The organism is Mesorhizobium shangrilense, assembly GCF_040537815.1.
Taxonomy (GTDB): domain Bacteria; phylum Pseudomonadota; class Alphaproteobacteria; order Rhizobiales; family Rhizobiaceae; genus Mesorhizobium; species Mesorhizobium shangrilense.
The window spans coordinates 96,380-113,919 of sequence record NZ_JBEWSZ010000002.1; the positions used below are offsets into that span (position 1 = coordinate 96,380).

General features: G+C 63.6%; 20 protein-coding genes. 9 read left to right on the plus strand and 11 right to left on the minus strand.

Annotated elements, in window-relative coordinates:
- Window positions 1-6: 6 nt before the first annotated feature.
- The 7 genes from ABVQ20_RS25115 to ABVQ20_RS25145 all read right to left on the minus strand — a co-directional run bounded on the left by ABVQ20_RS25115 (window position 7) and on the right by ABVQ20_RS25145 (window position 7,363).
- Window positions 7-363 carry an MmcQ/YjbR family DNA-binding protein gene (locus ABVQ20_RS25115; protein WP_354462359.1) on the minus strand — a complete coding sequence of 119 codons (357 nt, stop codon included), beginning with the start codon at window positions 361-363 and terminating at the stop codon, window positions 7-9.
- 6 nt (window positions 364-369) lie between these two features.
- Window positions 370-1,245 carry a l-ornithine N(alpha)-acyltransferase gene (gene olsB / locus ABVQ20_RS25120; protein WP_354463136.1) on the minus strand — a complete coding sequence of 292 codons (876 nt, stop codon included), beginning with the start codon at window positions 1,243-1,245 and terminating at the stop codon, window positions 370-372.
- Between the two features lie 193 nt (window positions 1,246-1,438).
- On the minus strand, window positions 1,439-3,727 hold the full coding sequence (locus ABVQ20_RS25125; protein ID WP_354462360.1) for a response regulator: 2,289 nt from the start codon (window positions 3,725-3,727) through the stop codon (window positions 1,439-1,441).
- Window positions 3,728-3,863: 136 nt separating this feature from the next.
- Window positions 3,864-4,853 carry an acrylyl-CoA reductase (NADPH) gene (gene acuI, locus ABVQ20_RS25130; protein WP_354462361.1) on the minus strand — a complete coding sequence of 330 codons (990 nt, stop codon included), beginning with the start codon at window positions 4,851-4,853 and terminating at the stop codon, window positions 3,864-3,866.
- 61 nt (window positions 4,854-4,914) lie between these two features.
- Window positions 4,915-5,403 (minus strand): signal peptidase II, encoded by a 489-nt coding sequence (lspA, locus tag ABVQ20_RS25135; protein ID WP_354462362.1) that lies wholly within the window; start codon window positions 5,401-5,403, stop codon window positions 4,915-4,917.
- A 16-nt stretch (window positions 5,404-5,419) separates the two neighbouring features.
- Window positions 5,420-6,274: a TrmH family RNA methyltransferase gene (locus ABVQ20_RS25140; protein ID WP_354462363.1), complete on the minus strand. Its 855-nt coding sequence runs from the start codon at window positions 6,272-6,274 to the stop codon at window positions 5,420-5,422.
- A complete protein-coding gene (locus tag ABVQ20_RS25145; RefSeq protein ID WP_354462364.1) occupies window positions 6,275-7,363 on the minus strand; it encodes an RsmD family RNA methyltransferase in 1,089 nt (362 codons plus the stop codon).
- A gap of 149 nt (window positions 7,364-7,512) precedes the next feature.
- On the opposite strand from ABVQ20_RS25145, the gene ABVQ20_RS25150 reads away from it, so the two are divergent.
- The 3 genes from ABVQ20_RS25150 to ABVQ20_RS25160 all read left to right on the plus strand — a co-directional run bounded on the left by ABVQ20_RS25150 (window position 7,513) and on the right by ABVQ20_RS25160 (window position 9,100).
- Entirely contained in the window at window positions 7,513-8,202 is a 690-nt protein-coding gene (locus ABVQ20_RS25150; protein ID WP_354462365.1) for a helix-turn-helix transcriptional regulator, read from the plus strand.
- Window positions 8,203-8,279: 77 nt separating this feature from the next.
- Entirely contained in the window at window positions 8,280-8,663 is a 384-nt protein-coding gene (locus tag ABVQ20_RS25155) for a VOC family protein (RefSeq protein ID WP_354462366.1), read from the plus strand.
- Window positions 8,660-9,100 carry an EVE domain-containing protein gene (locus tag ABVQ20_RS25160; protein WP_354462367.1) on the plus strand — a complete coding sequence of 147 codons (441 nt, stop codon included), beginning with the start codon at window positions 8,660-8,662 and terminating at the stop codon, window positions 9,098-9,100. Before ABVQ20_RS25155 ends, ABVQ20_RS25160 begins: the two co-directional genes overlap by 4 nt.
- On the opposite strand, the gene lhpI is transcribed toward ABVQ20_RS25160, so the two are convergent.
- From lhpI to sppA, 4 genes are all read right to left on the minus strand, one after another.
- Entirely contained in the window at window positions 9,090-10,055 is a 966-nt protein-coding gene (gene lhpI, locus ABVQ20_RS25165; RefSeq protein WP_354462368.1) for a bifunctional Delta(1)-pyrroline-2-carboxylate/Delta(1)-piperideine-2-carboxylate reductase, read from the minus strand. The genes ABVQ20_RS25160 and lhpI overlap by 11 nt on opposite strands.
- A 34-nt stretch (window positions 10,056-10,089) precedes the next feature.
- On the minus strand, window positions 10,090-10,422 hold the full coding sequence (locus ABVQ20_RS25170) for a DUF1049 domain-containing protein (RefSeq protein ID WP_354462369.1): 333 nt from the start codon (window positions 10,420-10,422) through the stop codon (window positions 10,090-10,092).
- A 44-nt stretch (window positions 10,423-10,466) separates the two neighbouring features.
- Window positions 10,467-10,751, minus strand: a complete 285-nt coding sequence (locus ABVQ20_RS25175; RefSeq protein ID WP_056111776.1) for an integration host factor subunit beta — start codon at window positions 10,749-10,751, stop codon at window positions 10,467-10,469.
- 82 nt (window positions 10,752-10,833) lie between these two features.
- The gene (gene sppA, locus ABVQ20_RS25180; protein ID WP_354462370.1) at window positions 10,834-11,790 is read right to left on the minus strand and encodes a signal peptide peptidase SppA; all 957 of its coding nucleotides are present in this window, start codon (window positions 11,788-11,790) and stop codon (window positions 10,834-10,836) included.
- 302 nt (window positions 11,791-12,092) lie between these two features.
- On the opposite strand from sppA, the gene lptC reads away from it, so the two are divergent.
- From lptC to ptsN, 6 genes are all read left to right on the plus strand, one after another.
- Window positions 12,093-12,803 carry an LPS export ABC transporter periplasmic protein LptC gene (gene lptC / locus ABVQ20_RS25185; protein WP_354462371.1) on the plus strand — a complete coding sequence of 237 codons (711 nt, stop codon included), beginning with the start codon at window positions 12,093-12,095 and terminating at the stop codon, window positions 12,801-12,803.
- Window positions 12,790-13,377, plus strand: coding sequence for an LptA/OstA family protein (locus ABVQ20_RS25190; protein ID WP_354462372.1), 588 nt, complete (start codon window positions 12,790-12,792; stop codon window positions 13,375-13,377). Before lptC ends, ABVQ20_RS25190 begins: the two co-directional genes overlap by 14 nt.
- Window positions 13,377-14,195 carry an LPS export ABC transporter ATP-binding protein gene (lptB, locus tag ABVQ20_RS25195; protein WP_354462373.1) on the plus strand — a complete coding sequence of 273 codons (819 nt, stop codon included), beginning with the start codon at window positions 13,377-13,379 and terminating at the stop codon, window positions 14,193-14,195. Before ABVQ20_RS25190 ends, lptB begins: the two co-directional genes overlap by 1 nt.
- A 298-nt stretch (window positions 14,196-14,493) precedes the next feature.
- Complete coding sequence (rpoN, locus tag ABVQ20_RS25200) at window positions 14,494-16,020, plus strand: RNA polymerase factor sigma-54 (RefSeq protein ID WP_354462374.1); 1,527 nt, start codon at window positions 14,494-14,496, stop codon at window positions 16,018-16,020.
- A gap of 357 nt (window positions 16,021-16,377) precedes the next feature.
- Entirely contained in the window at window positions 16,378-16,962 is a 585-nt protein-coding gene (hpf, locus tag ABVQ20_RS25205) for a ribosome hibernation-promoting factor, HPF/YfiA family (protein ID WP_354462375.1), read from the plus strand.
- A 58-nt stretch (window positions 16,963-17,020) separates the two neighbouring features.
- Window positions 17,021-17,485: a PTS IIA-like nitrogen regulatory protein PtsN gene (ptsN, locus tag ABVQ20_RS25210; RefSeq protein WP_135898701.1), complete on the plus strand. Its 465-nt coding sequence runs from the start codon at window positions 17,021-17,023 to the stop codon at window positions 17,483-17,485.
- Window positions 17,486-17,540 lie beyond the last annotated feature (55 nt).

Genomic DNA, 17,540 nt, shown 5'->3' on the forward strand with positions numbered 1-17,540 from the left:
TCTGGATCAGCTTCGCGAGGATTCCCAGGCTTTGACCTGTTTCTTCGACGCCTGGCGTCTCCAGCAGCGCTCAAGCCGGTGACGCAATTCGCCGGGTGATATTTCGCTCAGCCTGACGAGGATCGCCGGCCAGCCCTTGTAGTGATCCGTCTCGAAATAGATGGCAGGCGCCGCTTCCAGCAGCATCTCCTTCTCGTCGAGCGGGCACATCAGGACGATCGTGTCGGCATCCTTGACGCGGGCAAGCAATTTCTTGCCGACTTTCAGGGCAGGCGTGCCGTAGGATGTGCCTTCAATGATCTCGGGCAGCCCGCTTGCCGCGAGCCGTAAGATGTCGAATGCGTCCACGATATCGTTGACCATGCGGTCTCAGGCCGCGAAGCGTTGCGCTTCCCCGCCATAGTAGTTGACGTAGCGGGCGCCGATTTCCTTGACGGGCATCACCACGAACACGTCGACGGTCGAGAATTCGCGGTCGATGACGCAGCCGTCGCCGATGCGCGCGCCAACGCGCAGATAGCCCTTGACCAGTGGCGGCATGGCCGCGATCGCCGCCTTGGCGTTGACCGCCTCGATCGGCATCAGGTCCATCGAGCAGTAGCGCCCGGCGACCGCGCGCACGTCCCAGGCCGAGTTCGTCCGGCAGTGATGGGCAAGATAGGTGAGCGCTTCGGCGTGCGCCGCCGGCACCGTGCCGGGGAACGACGCGCAGCCTGTCATCACGCCGATGCCGTAGTGATTGATATAGGCCCAGATTCCCTGCCAGAGCGCTTCGATGGTGCGCTTCGAGCGGTATTCCGGCAAAACGCAGGAGCGGCCGAGCTCAAGGAAGCGCTGGCCCGGATGGCGGGCGATCAGCTTGGTCAGCTCGAACTCGCCCTCGGAATAGAAGCCGCCGGCGGTCGCCGCGATTTCCTGTCGCAGAAGCCGGTAGGTGCCGACGATGCGGCGATGCTCGGGGCCGGGAAGCGTGGTGTCGAAGACCAGCAGGTGATCGCAGTGCGGGTCGAAACGATCGGAATCGCGGCGGTCCTGCGCCTGGAACAGGTCTTTCCTGGCGCCAAGCTCGTCATAGAATACCCGGTAGCGCACTTCCTGCGCGGCAGCGATCTCCGCCTCGTTGCGGGCAAGCCGCACTTCGAGGTTGCCGATACGACCAAGCGAAGCGCCCTTTATGACCGAGTCGACGTTCCGACCGGCGAGCAGGGCGCCGCCAGCATTCGGCCGACTGTCACATTCCGGCATAACTGTATGCACGAGTGATTCTCCTTCGAGCCATCCCTCTTGGCACGGGGATACGGTGTAGGTGCAACAGGATTGTGACAGTACCGTGATACGGCGTCGCGGGCAATACTTCGTCGGCTGGGGAATGCCTTCAACCGGCTACCTTACGCCAGCAAAGCCGCCTTGCGCGTGGCACGGTGGCCCACAAGAAAACTCAGGCAGCGACCTGTGCCTCGACGGCATTGACCAGGGCTTCGGGGTCGAGCGGCTTTGTCACGAAACCACTGGCGCCATGGGCAAGCACGGCGTGGCGGGTCTTTTCCTGGCTGTCCGCCGACAGCACCATGATCGGAACCGGCGGCGTTGCCGTTTCCTCCTCGTGGCGGCGGATCGCCGCGATGGCGTCGAGACCATCCATCACCGGCATATGCAGGTCCATCAGCACGACGTCGAAGCGGTTCCTGTGGGCCGCCTCGGTGACGGCTTCGACCGCGGCCTTGCCGTTGCCAACGACCTTTACGCGATGCCCTGCCTTCAGCAGCGTGGCGCGGGCCAGCATGGCGTTGATGTCGTTGTCCTCGGCGATCAGCACGGAGAGGCCACTCCGGCGACCACCGGCGGCCCGGACAGAGGGCGTGCCGCGCTTCTCCAGCGGCGGCTGGGCGACAATGCCGACATGGTTGGTCAAAAGCACGCGCAACAGCGTGCTGTCACGCACCGGCCGCGCCAGGAACGTGGCGTAGCCGTTTGCACGAAACTCGCCGAGCATGCCGCGATCGGTCGGCGCGATCAGGGTGATGGCCTCGCAGTCCGTGAAGCCGCTCTGGCGCAGCCGCTTGAGCAGCCTGCCTTCGTTCTCTTCCATGGCCGCATCGATCAGCAGCACATCGCAGCCCACCGCGTGGAGTATCGCCTGGGCGGCGGTGGTGGCGAGATCGACAGTACCGCCATTGGCGCGGATGGTACGCGCGATGGCGTCGGCCTCGATCGCGTTCCTGGAGAGGATCACCGCGCGGCGGCCCAACAGCGCGTGGCGGCGGTTCTGTGGGGCTTCGACGGCCGATGTCGCCGGGATTTCGACCACGAATTCGGATCCCTGGCCGAGCCGGCTCGACACCGAGATGGTGCCGCCCATGGCCGCTATCAGGCGCTTGGAGATGGCGAGGCCGAGACCGGCGCCGCCATGGGCGCGCGTCGAGGTGCCGTCGGCCTGCTCGAACTCCTCGAAGATGCGCTCCATGTCCTCATCCCGCAGGCCAGGACCGGTGTCGGCGACGGTGAAGCATATGCGGTCGGTGGTTTCGGTGCGGGCGCGCGCTATGCTCACCAGGACGCCGCCGCTGTCGGTGAATTTGATGGCGTTGCCGATCAGGTTGAGCAACACCTGCCTCATCCGACCCGGGTCGGCGGTGATCATCTGCGGCACGTCGGGTTCGACGTGACAGCCAAGGCCGATGTTCTTGGCGAAGGCTCGTGCCGACAGCAGTTCGACGACGTTGTCGGCGATCTCGCGCACCGACATCGGCTGAGGCTCGGGGTCGAAACGGCCGGCCTCGATCTTCGAATAGTCGAGCAGGTCCTCGATCAACGCGAGCAGGGCGCTGGCAGAGGTGGAGACCGCGTTGACATATGTCTGCTGCTCGGGCGACAGGCTGGTGTCGGCCAACAGCCTCGCCATGCCCATGATGCCGTTCATCGGCGTGCGGATTTCGTGGCTGACGGTCGCCAGGAAGCGCGACTTGGCCTGGCTCGCATACTCGGCCCGCTCGCGGGCGGTGATCAGTGACGATTCGGCGCGTTTGCGAGCGGTGATGTCGCGGGCGATCGCGCGATGCGAAACGGCGCCGCTGTCCTTTTCGCGCACCGACAGTTCGATCCATGAAAACCAGCGCGGACCGTTCGGCGTGCGGATGGCGACATCGGTGGAACTCAGGCATTCATGGTCGGAGAATGCAGCGTCGGGAACGATGCCGACGTCGATACCGAGTTCCACCAGCGTCTTGCCCGCAAGGTCGCGTGGGTCGCTTTCGACAAGATCGCCGAAGACCTTGTTGGCATAGACGATGTGGCCGTCGCGGTCACGGTGGACGACGAGGTCGCCGAGCGCATCGATCAGTCCGCGAAAGCGCTCCTCGCTCTCCTGCATCTCCCACATGCGGTCGGCCAGCGTCTCGATCTCGGCGCGGCTGCGGGCAGTGGTCGCATCGAGCAAGGCCGCGGTGCGGCGGTGCGCGCGCTTGGCGCGCAGATGTACGGCAAGGCCGGCCATGCAGGCGGCCAGCAGGCCGGCCGTGATGAAGATCGGCGCCCCGGTCAGATGCGCGAGGCAAGCCAGGATGGCGATGGCCACGAGCGTTACGAACGCCAGGCTTTCGCGGTTGCTTGCAGTCAATTCCGGCGCCAGCGGCGGCGTGGCGGCAAGCTGCCGCCTCGGCGTCTGCGGGGTCATCCCGTCGACGCCTTCGGCACTTTCCGTTTCTGCAATGACGGATTCCGCAGTCATGCGGAAATCCTTGCCAGAGAGACCTTATGGAAGATTGGGACGGATCGTTCGAATTTTAGCGGATGTGCGGTTTTTGGTTGTAATCCGGCCTGCCCTGACGTCAGACGACGTGCGGTGGCGTAACGGCGGTCGTGATCTACATGTCGACCACGACGCGGCCGCGAACCTTGCCTTCGACGATGTCGCGGGCGGTGGCGATGATGTCGTCGAAGCCGATGGTGGTCGAAAGGCTGGCGAGCTTTTCCAGATCGAGATCGGTGGCGATGCGACGCCAGGCCTCCATGCGCACAGCCCTCGGCGCCATCACCGAATCGATGCCGAGCAGAGAGACGCCGCGCAGGATGAAGGGGGCCACGCTCGACGGCAGATCCATGCCGCCTGCCAGGCCGCAGGCGGCGACCGCGCCGCCATAGGAGGTCATCGAAAGAACGTTGGCCAGCGTATGGCTGCCGACCGCGTCGATGCCACCGGCCCAGCGTTCCTTGGCCAGCGGCTTGGCCGGCTGGGCAAGCTCCTCGCGCGAGATCACTTCCGCCGCGCCCAGGTCGATCAGATACGGGCTTTCGGCATTGCGGCCGGTCGAGGCGATGACATGGTAGCCGAGGCTGGACAGGAGCGAGACGGCGACCGAGCCGACGCCGCCGGCGGCACCCGTCACCACCACCGGGCCGCGATCGGGCACGATGCCATGGCGTTGCAGCGCGATGACGCAAAGCATGGCGGTATAGCCGGCGGTGCCGACCGCCATCGCATCATGCGCGCTCATCCCTTCAGGCAGAGGCACCAGCCAGTCACCCTTGACGCGGGCGCGCCCGGCATAGGCGCCGTAATGGGTCTCGCCCACCCCCCAACCATTCAGGATGACCTTGTCGCCCTTGTGCCAGTCGGCATGGGAAGAGGAGATGACGGTGCCGGCGAAATCGACGCCGGGTACCAATGGCCAGCGGCGGATCACCGGTGCCTTGCCGGTGATGGCAAGGCCGTCCTTGTAATTCACCGTCGTCGCCTCGACGGCGACGGTGACATCGCCTTCCATCAGGTCGGCTTCGGTGAGATCGGTCACCGCCACGGACTGTTTTTTCTCGGCGTCACGCGAGACGAGGATGGCTTTGAAGGTTTCGGTCATTTTCTCTCCTCGATCTGATGTTGCGCGAACTGTGCGGCGAGGGCGCTATCAGGTCAATCGTTCAGGCATCCGGGCCTTGCGGCTTCGCTTCACGCCGCCAGCCGATGAGTTCGTCGAAGACAACCAGCACCGCGCCCACCGATATGAAGGCATCGGCAAGGTTGAAGACGGCGAAGGACCATACCGGCGTGTGGAACAATATGTAGTCGATGACGTGGCCATAGGTGGCGCGGTCGATCAGGTTGCCAAGCGCACCGCCGACGATCAGGGCAAAGCCGATGCGCGCAAGCACATGTCCGGACGGCGTGCGGGTCGCGAGATAGAGGACGAAGGCGACGACGGCGAGCGAGATGACGATCAGGCCGGTGTCGCCGAAGGACGAGAACATCGAGAAGGCGATGCCAGTGTTGTAGGTGCGGTACAACGCCAGGAACGGCACGAGGTCGAGCTTTTCCTGAAAGGCGAGGCCGGTCTCCACCATGTATTTTATCCACTGGTCGAGCGCGATTGCGGCGACCACCAGCAGGGCGTAGGGGGACCATGACTTCACGGCTTGGCAGCCTCCATTACAAATCGGCGACAGGCTCGAGCTTCAGCGCGGTGCGCCGGATCTCGAACAGCATGATCCCGGTCGCGACGGCGAGGTTGAGCGAATCGGCCCGGCCCGCCTGCGGTATCCGCAGCAGCCTGTCGCAGCTCGCGGCCAGATTGTCTGGCAGTCCCTGCTGCTCGTTGCCCATCATCAGCAGCACCGGCCCCCGGGAATAATCGATCGAACGATAGTCGACCGCTCCCTTCAGATGTGTTCCGCCGACAAGGCCCGGAAACCCGCCCCGCCAGGCGAGAAAGGCTTCCTGGCTGGCCTTGACCACGGGCACCGCGAAGATCGAGCCCATCGTCGCTCGTACCGTCTCGACGGAGAATGGGTCCGTTGTTTCGCCGATGAGGATGACACCCTTGGCGCCGACGGCGTCGATGGTGCGGATGACGGTACCGAGGTTGCCGGGGTCGCGCACGCGGTCCAGCGCCACCCAGACGTCGCCATTGTCGGCGCGAATATCCTTGAGCGGCAGGAATCTCTGCGAAAAGACGCCGACCACCATCTGCGGATTGTCGCGGCGGGTGATCGCGACAAGCACCTTTTCCGACACTTCGAGCACCGTGCCGCCGGCGGCAACCGTGCGCGCGGCAACCTTTTCCACCGCCGCATTGCCGCGTCCGGCCTTGGCGAACACAAGCGTCTTGATCGACCAGCCAAGATCGAGCGCGTCGATGACCAGTTTCAGTCCCTCGGCCATGAAGGCATTCTGCTGGTCGCGGAATTTCTTCTGGGCGAGCGCCTTGATGTCCTTCACCAGCGGATTGGCGAGACTGGTGACTTCCTTCACCAGTCCCGGCGAGCCTGCATGCCGCTCACTCATTCAGGCCACCCAACGCGAGAACAATGAGGTCGACAGCGCCCGGCCAGCGGATTTTTCACGGATGATCAACTCTCCCGATTCAACCTTGCCGCCCATGCCGGCAAATGTGTCGCGCATCAGGGCATGGATGGCGAAGAAGGAGGCGCGGATCGAATAGGCGGTCAGCACCACGGCAAGCGGTTTTGGGGTCAGGATGGAGCGGCAGAGGTCGGTCAGCGCCGGCAGGTCCTCGAACAATTGCCAGACCTCGCCCTTGGGACCACGGCCATAGGCCGGAGGGTCGAACAGGACGATGTCGTAGCGGCTGCCCCGGCGCTCCTCGCGCTCGGCGAATTTCACCGCGTCGTCGACGATCCAGCGGATCGGCTTGCTGCCGAGACCGGCCATCTCCTGGTTCTCGCGGGCCCAGCCGATCGCCTTCTTGGAAGCATCGACATGGGTGACCTCGGCGCCCGCGCGGGCTGCCACGAGAGATGCGAGCCCAGTATAGCCAAACAGGTTCAGCACTTTCACCGGCCGCTTCGCGGCGGCGATGAGGCCGGCCATATGGTCCCAGTGCGAGGCTTGTTCGGGAAAGACACCGACATGGCGAAACGAGGTGAAGCGGCCGAGATAGTCGATCCCGTCATGCTTCATCGGCCAGGTTTCGCCGAGCGGGGTCTTGGGGAAGCGCCAGCGGCCGATGCCCTCCTCGTCGGTATCGCCGGTGAAGATGGCGTCGGCGCGCTCCCAATCTTTTGTCGGCAATGCCTTTTGCCAGATCGCCTGGCCCTCGGGTCGCACGATGCGATAGGGTCCGTACTGCTCGAGCTTCTGGCCGGCACCACTGTCGAGCAGCGCATAGTCGGCATTGGGCGCCACTTCGAGGATCACCGGCAGATTCTCCGCCGGCAGGGCGCCATCGCGGCGGGCCAGGATGCGCGGCGCGGATTTCGGTTGCTCGTCAGCCTTCGCCTCGTGTTGCTCGCGCGGCTTGGGATCAGGCCTGGCCGCGACCGCATGCCTGGCGCGCGGACGCGGTTGCTCCGTCGCGCCCTTCGCGGATTGATGCGGGCGGCTGTCGCGGCGTTTGTCGCGAAAAGACTTCAAGAAGCGGCATCTCCGAACGGCGTGGCCGCTTTTGGCACAGCCTCAGGCGCTCCGCAACCGGGAGAGGTTGTCGCGCCAGTGCGGCGACGAGGCTTCCGAGCAGTACGGCATGGCTCTATCATGCGTCGGCAAGACGGTCCGGAAAACTCATGTCCCGTTCAGAACGCCTGCTCGACCTCATCCAGGCTTTGCGCCGGCACCGCCGCCCGGTGAGCGGGCGGTTGCTCGCCGATGAACTCGGCATCTCGATCCGCACGCTCTACCGCGATATCGCCACGCTGCAGGGGCAGTGCGCGCCGATCGAGGGCGAAGCAGGGCTGGGCTATGTGCTGAAGCCCGGCTTCATGTTGCCGCCGCTGATGTTCACCGACGAGGAGATCGAGGCGATCGTGCTGGGCTCGCGCTGGGTCGCCAAGCAGCCGGACACACGCCTTTCCGCTGCTGCCACCAACGCGCTGGTCAAGATCGCCGCGGTCCTGCCGGACGATATGCGCGAGGACCTCGACGCCACCGCGCTGCTGGTCGGCCCGCCTGCAAAGGCCATCGAGGGCATCGACCTCGGACTGGTCCGGCAGGCCATTCGCGATGAGCGCAAGCTTGGCTTTCTCTATCGCGATGCCGGCGGCGCGGCCTCCGAACGCACTGTGTGGCCGTTTGCGCTCGGCTTCTTCGACAAGGTGCGGGTGGTGGTGGCCTGGTGCGAGATGCGGCAGGATTTCCGGCATTTTCGCGCCGATCGTATCGCCGAACTCAAGGCAACCGACATACGCTATCCACGCCGGCGCCAGGTGCTGCTGAAGGAATGGCGGGCGACACTCGACATGACCAGCCGTTCATGACGGCTGCTGCCAGAATCTGACAGTAGCTCCTTCTATGGTCTTCAAATCGAAACAGTGAACGCCTTGGAGAGCAGACCATGCCTACGCCGAATTTCGTCATCCTCTATGTCGACCAGCCGCTTGAGAGCGGCGCTTTCTACACTGCGCTGCTTGGCCGGGAGCCGGTCGAGAGCGCGCCGACCTTCGTGCTGTTCGTGCTCGATGGCGGTTTCAAGCTTGGCCTCTGGTCGCGCCATACGGTGGAGCCGGCCGCAGCGGCCTCTGGCGGTGGTGGGGAGATCGTGTTTGCGCTGGAAACGCCGGCCGCCGTCGATGCCACCCATGCCGACTGGGCAAAACGCGGCCTGAAGATCATCCAGACGCCTACGGATCTGGATTTCGGCCGTACCTTCGTTGCAGTAGATCCCGACAATCACCGCTTGCGCGTCTATTGGCTGTCCGATGCGGGGCAACAGTCATGAGCGCCCATTGGATCGCGGTCGCGTCGGCCGCGCATGTCCGGCGCGGCAGGACAGAAGGCTTCATGCAGGTCAACCACGGCAAGGCCGCGCCGCTGCGCAGGGTCAAGCCTGGCGATGGCATCGTCTATTATTCTCCGAGCACTGTTTTAGGCGAAAAGGACGGTCTGCAGGCGTTTACCGCTGTTGGCACCGTCCGGGAAGGCGAACCCTACCAGGGCGAGATGGGCGGCGGCTTCACGCCATTCCGGCGCGATGTCGAATGGGTAAAGGCAAGAGAAACGCCGATCAAGCCGCTGCTCGACCGGCTGGAATTCACCGCCGGCAAGTCGAACTGGGGCTACCAGCTTCGCTTCGGCCTGTTCCCCATCAGCGCCGGGGACTTCGCGTTGATCGCCGACGCGATGGGCGCCGAAACAAGCACTGATGCTACCGCTTGAGTGCCTGGTAGACAGCGATGCCGGCGGCGAGGTCCTCAAGTGCCGCGCCGACCGACTTGAACAGCGTGATCTCGTGCGCACTCTGCCGGCCGTCTTTCTGACCGCGCGCCAATTCGTGGAGGTCGGCGACGATGGCCTCGGCCTTCAGCACACCGGAGGCCAGCGGCTGGACGATGTCGCCGGCTTCCTTGGTGGCGCCGGCACGCGTGTCGACGAAGACGCGAGCCCTGGCGATCGCATCGTCGTCTGCTTCGCGCATTGTGGGCGTGAAGCCGCCGACGAGATCGACATGGACCCCGGGCTTCAGCGACGCGCCCTTGATGAGCGGCGTTGCCGTTATGGTCGCCGAGGAGACGATATCGGCCAAGCCAAGTTCGGCGTCGAGATCCCCAGCGGCTTCCGCGGCAAAACCTTCGGCGCGCAGGCCATCAGCGACTTTTTCGGCATTGGCCCGCGTGCGGTTCCAGATGCGAATCGTCTTGATCGGCCGCACGGCCGAATGCGCCTTGGCAAGGAATGGCGACAGCGCACCGGCGCCGACCACCAGCAGCCGGGAGGCGTCTTCACGGGCCAGATAGGAGGCGGCGAGCGCCGATGCGCAGGCCGTGCGCCACTGCGTCAGCCGCTGACCGTCGATAAGGGCTTCCGGCTCACCGGTAGTGCCGTCGAGCAGCAGATAAAGCCCCATCACCGCGGGCTTTCCGATTGCGTTGTTGTCGGGCGATACGGTGACGATCTTGACGCCGATATGGCCGCCGGACGACGTGCCGGCCGCGTTGAAATCGGTCCAGGCCGGCATCAGCAGCAGCGTCGAGGCCGCACCGTCCGGGCGTTCGACGCCATGATGATGACGCACGGGTTGAACCGCGCCGTCGCGAAAGGCAGTGCGCAACGTCTCGACCAGCCCGGGAAACGTCAGCGCATGATCGACCTCGGCGGCCGAAATGGTCAGCATGGGAAGCTCCGTGGAGAGAAAAATGCCAACCAGCTCAGTTGGTTGGCTTTGGCAAGGTGGGGCCTTGCGGCGCGGCGGGCGCACGGCTGATCGACTGGCGCAGGTTCTCGGCTTCCGCGCCACGCTGGCGCGCCAGCTTGCGATAGTGGCCCTGTCTGACCCAGGTTGCCATGCTGCCGACGATCATGCCGATGGCAAGGGCCAGGAACAGGAAGATGAAGAGCGGCAATGTCAGCGTCAGGGCTGGATTGCCGGGATTGAACGGGTCGAGGGTGAAGGACACCAATTCGCGGTTGGCGACGGCCAGCGCGATCAGGATGATGGCCAGCGGCACGAAGACCACGATGAGCATGAAGCGATTGAGCATGATGTTTTCCGCTGGAAGACTGGTCTCGTCGAACGAGCCCGGCCCTACTTTCCTCCGTTCAGCCTTTCACGAAGCTCCTTGCCGGTCTTGAAGAACGGCACCCATTTCTCCTCGACCTCGACGGATTCGCCGGTGCGCGGATTGCGGCCGGTGCGGGCCGGGCGGTTCTTGACCGAGAAAGCCCCGAAGCCACGCAATTCGACCCGGTTGCCGTCGGCAAGCGCGTCGGTGATCTCGTCGAAAATGGCGCCGACAATGTTTTCGACGTCGCGCAGGAAAAGATGCGGGTTGCGCGTGGCAATGATCTGCACAAGTTCGGATTTGATCATGAGAGAAGTCCCCGTGAAAGCTGTGCGGTCAAAATTATGAGGATGATTTTATTTGCTTTTTTCACTCGCCCCAAACGGCCCCTCAAGGGTGCCAGACGGAAACGAGACCGTCAAGAAACAAGCGGTCGGCGCCAAGTTCATGCATGACATCGCCGCTGTAGTCGGGCAGGCCAAGCGCGCTGGTGATCGTGCGCAGCATCGTCCTGGAGAACAGGTAGCCGCCGCGTTTTTCGGTGTTCTTCCATTCCACCACCTTGAGCTTGGCGTCGACGCCCTTGGTCGCCAGCCAGTCAATCGCCTCGGTCTCGCCGCCGACGCCGTCGATCAGCCCGTTGGCGACGCCCTGGCGGCCGGTGAAGATCGAGCCGTCGGCCAGCGCCAGCGCCTGCTCATGGGTCATCTTGCGGCGCTCCGCGACAATGCCGACGAACCAGTCGTAGCTGTCGAGGATGAGCTTGCGAACCATGGCGCGCTCATCGTCATTCGTCGGCTTGAACGGGGAGGGCGCGGCCTTGAGCGGCGACGACTTCACTTCCTCGAGCTTGATGCCGAGCTTGTCCATCATGCCGCTGACATCCGGATACTGGATGAGCACGCCGATGGAGCCAACGATCGAGGATTTGTGGGCGACTATATGGTCGGCCGCGCTTGCGATCATGTAGCCCGCCGATGCGGCAAGGGTGCCGACCTCGGCGACCACCGGCTTGTCGGCGGCCAGCTTGCGCACTTCCTCATAGATGGTTTCGCCGCCGACCGTAGTGCCACCCGGTGAATCGATCGCCAGGATCACGCCTTTCACCTTGTCGGACTTGCGGATGCTCTCCAGGCGCTTGATCAGCTCATCATCCTCGGTGATCGTGCCTTCGATCCTGACCTTGGCAATGTGGTCGACCGTGGCTCCGCTGAACTCGTCGCCGTAGAACCAGGAGGCGATGGCAACCAGACCGAGCGCCAGGATCGCGATCGCCGCAACGCGCCAGAATGTCAGTTTCCGCCGCAAGCGGCGGCGGTCGATCAGGTCGTCGGCTCTCAATGCCATGGTCTGCCTCATAGTCGCGGAAGCAGACGCTTTTAAAGCAAGCTCCGGTCCCCGGCTACCGGTTTCCTGAGAGGCTTGCAGCGAGGCGCAATGGCTCTCAGGGATTTGACAACCGGTGGTGGACGAAAAATTAACGCATCACGTCTGTATCTGATATGACACACCGTAGCATGGATGTGATTTGGTCCACGCGAGGAAAGCTGTCATATTTTCGCAGTTTTCCTCCGCTTGTGCTTGCTTGAGGGCGTCGGCTTCCCACCTATAGGCGGTGTCCGGCGGGCAGGGTTGTAAAGAAAGCTGTGATGTTAGCGCGAACGATCGAACCAACCAACACCGCGACGGAGTTGGCTCCCCCCACGGCTGGCTTGGCGAGGGGCGATGCCTTCGGCCGTGCGCAGCGCCATTCGCGCCGCGTGCGTATCCTGAAGTTTGCGATACCGCTGCTCGCCATCGCGATCGCTATCGGCTTTCCCCTTTATTCCTATCTCGCCGCGCCCATCTCGATCGCGGTCCAGGCCGAAGGCACGGCTTTTTCCAATGGCAAGCTTGTCATGGCCAACCCGAAGCTGAATGGCTTCACCAAGGAGAAGCAGCCCTATTCGATGACGGCGTTGCGCGCCATACAGGACGTGACCAAGCAGGGCATCATCGAACTGGAGGGCATCGACGCCAAACTGCCGATCGCCATCGACAACATCGCCACCGTGAGCGCCTCGCGCGGCATATATGATCGCGACGGCAATACGATGAACCTGACCAGCGACGTCACGGTGAGCACCACCGACGGAATGGAAGCCAAATTCAAATCGGTCTTCCTCGATATGGGCAAAGGCACTATGAAGACGGGAGATCCCGTCGATGTCGGCAAAGGCGCGTCGCGGATCACCGCGGATTCAATGTCGGTTCAGGACAATGGCAAGGTTCTGGTTTTCGAGAACAGGGTGCGCGTCAACATCGATTCCGCCAGCTTGGCGACAGAGGGAAAGAGCGGAGAATCCAATGCGGCTCAGTAGTTCGGCGCGGCTCATGGCTGCGACTTCGGCATTGCTGTTCCTGGGGCTGGCGTCGTCTTGGGCGCAAACGAACGCCACCAGCCAGATGTCAGGCCTCAAACTGTCCGGCGACAAGCCGATCCAGATTGAGAGCGACAAGCTCGAGGTTCGGCAGGCGGAGAGCGTTGCGGTATTCACCGGCAATGTAAGCGTCGTCCAGGGGCCGACCCTGCTCAAGGCCGGCAAGATGACGGTCTATTACGTCAAGGACCCCAGCGCCGCCGCCAAGGGCACGGAAGCCGCGGGCGCGGCGATGACCGGTTCGGCCAATATCGATCATCTGGAAGTAGAGGACAAAGTCTACATCAAGTCGGATCAACAGGTCGCGACCGGTGACAGCGGCAGCTTCGACATGAAGAGCCAGGTGTTGGTGCTTTCGGGCAAGAAGGTCGTTCTGTCGCAGAACGACAACGTCCTGGTGGGCTGCAAGCTGACCGTGCAGATGAAGAGCGGCCTGGCTCAGGTCGATCCCTGTGGTGGTCAGCGCGTCATGATGTCGATCACGCCGCCGAAGTCGGACGCGGCAAAGCCCTAATGGCCGGTGCATCCTCGCTGATGGCGCGTCTGTCCGGGCGTGCCGCGAGCCCGCTCGCGGCACCGGCCACGGTGACTGTCGATGCGACCAAGTTCAAGGGAACCTTGATCGCCAAGGGCCTGACCAAGAGCTACAAGGGCCGCAAGGTCGTCAGCGGCGTGACGCTCGGCGTGCGCGCGGGCGAGGCTGTCGGGCTGCTCGGCCCCAACGGCGCCGGCAAGACGACCTGTTTCTACATGGTTACCGGCCTGGTGCCGGTGGACGAGGGCACGATCGAGATCGACGGCTTCGACGTCACCGCGATGCCGATGTACCGCCGCGCGCGTCTTGGCATTGGCTATCTTCCGCAGGAAGCCTCGATCTTCCGCGGTCTCAGCGTCGAACAGAACATCCGCGCCGTGCTCGAAGTGGTCGAGAAGGACCGCAAGGTGCGCGAGCGCAGCCTCGACGAACTGCTCGAGGAATTTCACATCAGCCATTTGCGCAAGGCTCCCTCCATGTCGCTTTCGGGCGGCGAGCGGCGGCGTCTCGAAATCGCCCGCGCTCTGGCGACGCGCCCCGCCTACATGCTGCTCGACGAACCCTTCGCCGGCATCGATCCGATCGCCGTTGCCGATATCCAGCAATTGGTGCGCCATCTGACGGCGCGGGGCATCGGCGTGCTCATCACCGATCACAATGTCCGCGAGACGCTCGGCCTGATCGACCGAGCTTATATCATCCATGCGGGCCAGGTTCTGACCCATGGCAGGGCCGATGAAGTGGTCGCAAACCCCGATGTGCGGCGGCTTTACCTCGGCGAGGGCTTCACCCTGTAGAGCGGTTCCGTGTTTCACGGAAACGCAGAAACCGCCCCATCTTTTTGTTCGCGCTATTCCGGACGGAAAACCGTTTCACACTTTTCCTGGAGTTGCTCTGAGCGCAAAATAGCGTCGCCAGCGCGGTTTTCGCCACGCTTTGGCGCGATTTCTTCGATTTTTGTCGCCTGATAACGTCTTCGTAAACGGCTTTTGCTAGTCATTGCTTGACAAGCAAAAGCCGGGCCAGTTTCTATGTCCGGCTGAAAAAAATCTGTCCGCCATGCGGATGCGTAGACGAGGCGTTTGAAACCGAACCATGGCCCTGGCGGCAAAGCTACAGCTACGACAGTCACAGTCGCTGGTGATGACGCCGCAGCTGATGCAGTCGATTCGGCTGTTGCAGTTCACCCATGTCGAGCTGGAGCGCTTCATCGACGATGAGATCGAGCGCAACCCGCTTCTGGAGCGCGCCGAACCACAGGACGACGCGGCCAGCGACCAGGCACAGAAGAACGATGTCGAGCCCGAAGCAGCCGCCGATGGCGACTGGTTCGAGAGCGAGACAGCGTGGAGCGCCGAGGCGATCTCGGAGAAACTCGACAGTTCGCTGGAAAACCTGTTTCCCGACGATCCGGGCACGAGCGAGCGGCTTGGTCCCGACCTGACGGCTCAGTGGAAGTCGGCGTCCGGCCACGGGTCCACAACCTCGTCCGAAGGCCTCGACGCGGGCGACATGGCGGCTACCGCCATCACGCTGCGCGATCATGTCGGTGAACAGGTCGCACTTGCCTTCGCCGATCCGGCGGCCCGGCTGATTGCCGGCGAACTCGCCGACGGTCTCGACGAGGCCGGCTATATGCGCGCCGACATGGCCGAGATCGCGGCTCGTCTGGGCACGGACGCCGCCGCCATGGCCAAGGTCCTGGCTGTCTGCCAGACTTTCGAGCCCGCCGGCCTCTTCGCCCGCGACCTCGCCGAGTGCCTGTCGCTGCAGCTTGCCGTGCGCGACCGCCTCGATCCGGCGATGAAGGCACTGATCGCCAATCTCGAACTGTTGGCGCGCCGCGATTTCCAGACGTTGAAGCGGATTTGCGGCGTCGACGAAGAGGATCTGCTCGATATGCTGGCCGAGATCCGGGCGCTTGATCCGCGGCCTGGAACGGCGTTCTCGGTCGGCGCCAGCGACGCGATCGTCGCCGATGTCGAGGTGCGGGCGGCCAATGACGGCAGTTGGACGATAGAACTCAACGCCGAAACGCTACCGCGCGTGCTTGTCGACCATATCTATTTCGCCCAGGTGTCGCCGCATGCGAAAAACCAGGTGGAAAAGGATTTCCTGGCCGAATGCCTGCAGAACGCCAACTGGCTGACGCGCAGCCTCGACCAGCGCGCCAAGACCATTCTCAAGGTCGCCTCTGAAATCGTTCGCCAGCAGGATGCCTTCCTGGTGCACGGCGTGCGCCACCTCAAGCCGCTCAACCTGCGCACCGTGGCCGATGCCATCGGCATGCACGAATCGACGGTCAGCCGGGTCACGGCCAACAAATACATGCTGACGCCGCGTGGCGTGTTCGAGCTGCGTTACTTCTTCACCGCCTCGATCGCCGCGTCGGGCGGCGGTGATGCGCATTCGTCGGAGGCGGTGCGCGACCGCATCAAGCAGCTGATCGACGAGGAGAAGCCCGCCGATGTGCTCTCCGATGATGCGATCGTGGATATGCTGCGCGAGAGTGGCGTCGATATCGCTAGGCGCACCGTGGCCAAGTATCGCGAGGGCATGAACATTCCCTCGTCGGTGCAGCGGCGGCGCGAGAAGCGCGCCTTGGCCAGCGCCGGCCGCTAGAATGCAGCCCATTTTCGTGTAGGAGGCTCTTGAAAGAGGGGGCGGCTGCGACGGCGGACTCAGGAAGCGCATGTTGTCCACAGGGCCTTTGTCCAGGCGCGATTGCCGCCGGGGCTCGGCTTCATTGACAAGCCGCGGTGAAGTGGCTAGAAGCCCGCCCGCATGAGACGGGCTGGTTGCCCGCATGCGGATGGTCCGTCAAGACGGTGGCCTAGGGACGGCCAAAGGGCGGCTTGTGATCAACTGGAAAGTCCGGATTTAAAATCGGCGCGAGTGACGCCGCAAAGCTTGTGCGCACGGACCACGAGTATAAACTCTGGCCAGTTTGAAGCCTGGGCAAGGAAGGTCAGTTTTCAGATGAAACTGCGCATATCGGGAAAACACATGGATATCGGCGATGCGTTTCGTACGCGCATCAACGATCGTGTCGGTGAAGCGATCGGCAAATATTTCGACCGCGGCTTTGCGGGACACGTCACGGTCATCAAATCGGGGTCGCGCTATTCGGCGGATTGCATGATCCGGCTGGATTCCGGCGCCTCGCTGCAGGCTACCGGCGATGCCCAGGATCCGACGCTGGCCTTCGAGGCCGCCGCGGATCGGCTGGAAACCCGTCTGAGGCGCTACAAGCGCCGTCTGAAGTCGCACAATTCAGGCAATGGCAATGGTGAGCCCACCGACATCGCCTATGCCGTGATGGCGCCGCTTGCCGATGACGACGAGGACATTCCGGAGAATTACGCGCCGGCCATCGTCGCCGAATCAACCATGACGCTGCAGACCATGTCGGTGGCGTCGGCGGTCATCGAGCTCGACACCAAGGAGAGCCCGGTCTTCGTGTTCCGCAACGCCGGAAACGAACATCTCAACATCGTCTATCGCCGGCCCGATGGAAACATCGGCTGGATCGACCCGTCCACGACCAAGGTCGCACAGGGATAAAAACCGGCCGCACGAGGGGTGGGGACTGGTGACGGCAGGCGAACAAGGATTTTCAAGCATGGATCTGAGCGATCTTATCAACGTTCCGGCGATCTTGCCGGCGTTGAAGGCGAACTCCAAGAAGCAGCTGCTGCAATTGCTGTCCGAAAGGGCGGCCGCGATTTCCGGCATTCCGGAGCGCGAGGTGTTCGACACCATCCTGCAGCGCGAGCGGCTGGGCTCGACCGGAGTGGGGAACGGCATTGCCATTCCCCACGGCAAGCTGGCCGGGGTGAAGCGCATCGCCGGCGTGTTCGCCCGGCTGGAAACGCCGGTCGACTTCGAGGCGCTGGACGACCAGCCGGTCGACCTGGTGTTTCTGCTGCTGGCGCCTGAAGGTGCCGGCGCTGACCATCTCAAGGCGCTGTCGCGCATCGCCCGCGTGCTGCGCGACGCCGACACCGTGGCCAAGATCAGGGGCACGCGCGACGCCGTGGCGATCCACGCGCTGTTGTCGGATACCCAGGCTTCGCACGCAGCCTGATCTTCTTCTTTTGAAATCCATACGGGGCCGCCTTGGGCGGCCCTTGCCGTTTCAC

Coding starts and splice junctions, on each gene's coding strand:
- ptsN (WP_135898701.1), top strand. CDS start 17,021: ATGGATCTGAGCGATCTTATCAACGTTCCGGCGATCTTGCCGGCGTTG.
- lptB (WP_354462373.1), top strand. CDS start 13,377: ATGGCCGGTGCATCCTCGCTGATGGCGCGTCTGTCCGGGCGTGCCGCG.
- ABVQ20_RS25140 (WP_354462363.1), bottom strand. CDS start 6,274: ATGAGTGAGCGGCATGCAGGCTCGCCGGGACTGGTGAAGGAAGTCACC.
- acuI (WP_354462361.1), bottom strand. CDS start 4,853: ATGACCGAAACCTTCAAAGCCATCCTCGTCTCGCGTGACGCCGAGAAA.
- ABVQ20_RS25125 (WP_354462360.1), bottom strand. CDS start 3,727: ATGACTGCGGAATCCGTCATTGCAGAAACGGAAAGTGCCGAAGGCGTC.
- ABVQ20_RS25155 (WP_354462366.1), top strand. CDS start 8,280: ATGCCTACGCCGAATTTCGTCATCCTCTATGTCGACCAGCCGCTTGAG.
- olsB (WP_354463136.1), bottom strand. CDS start 1,245: ATGCCGGAATGTGACAGTCGGCCGAATGCTGGCGGCGCCCTGCTCGCC.
- ABVQ20_RS25170 (WP_354462369.1), bottom strand. CDS start 10,422: ATGCTCAATCGCTTCATGCTCATCGTGGTCTTCGTGCCGCTGGCCATC.
- lptC (WP_354462371.1), top strand. CDS start 12,093: ATGTTAGCGCGAACGATCGAACCAACCAACACCGCGACGGAGTTGGCT.
- ABVQ20_RS25190 (WP_354462372.1), top strand. CDS start 12,790: ATGCGGCTCAGTAGTTCGGCGCGGCTCATGGCTGCGACTTCGGCATTG.
- ABVQ20_RS25150 (WP_354462365.1), top strand. CDS start 7,513: ATGTCCCGTTCAGAACGCCTGCTCGACCTCATCCAGGCTTTGCGCCGG.
- ABVQ20_RS25115 (WP_354462359.1), bottom strand. CDS start 363: ATGGTCAACGATATCGTGGACGCATTCGACATCTTACGGCTCGCGGCA.
- ABVQ20_RS25175 (WP_056111776.1), bottom strand. CDS start 10,751: ATGATCAAATCCGAACTTGTGCAGATCATTGCCACGCGCAACCCGCAT.
- lhpI (WP_354462368.1), bottom strand. CDS start 10,055: ATGCTGACCATTTCGGCCGCCGAGGTCGATCATGCGCTGACGTTTCCC.
- hpf (WP_354462375.1), top strand. CDS start 16,378: ATGAAACTGCGCATATCGGGAAAACACATGGATATCGGCGATGCGTTT.
- ABVQ20_RS25160 (WP_354462367.1), top strand. CDS start 8,660: ATGAGCGCCCATTGGATCGCGGTCGCGTCGGCCGCGCATGTCCGGCGC.
- sppA (WP_354462370.1), bottom strand. CDS start 11,790: ATGGCATTGAGAGCCGACGACCTGATCGACCGCCGCCGCTTGCGGCGG.
- rpoN (WP_354462374.1), top strand. CDS start 14,494: ATGGCCCTGGCGGCAAAGCTACAGCTACGACAGTCACAGTCGCTGGTG.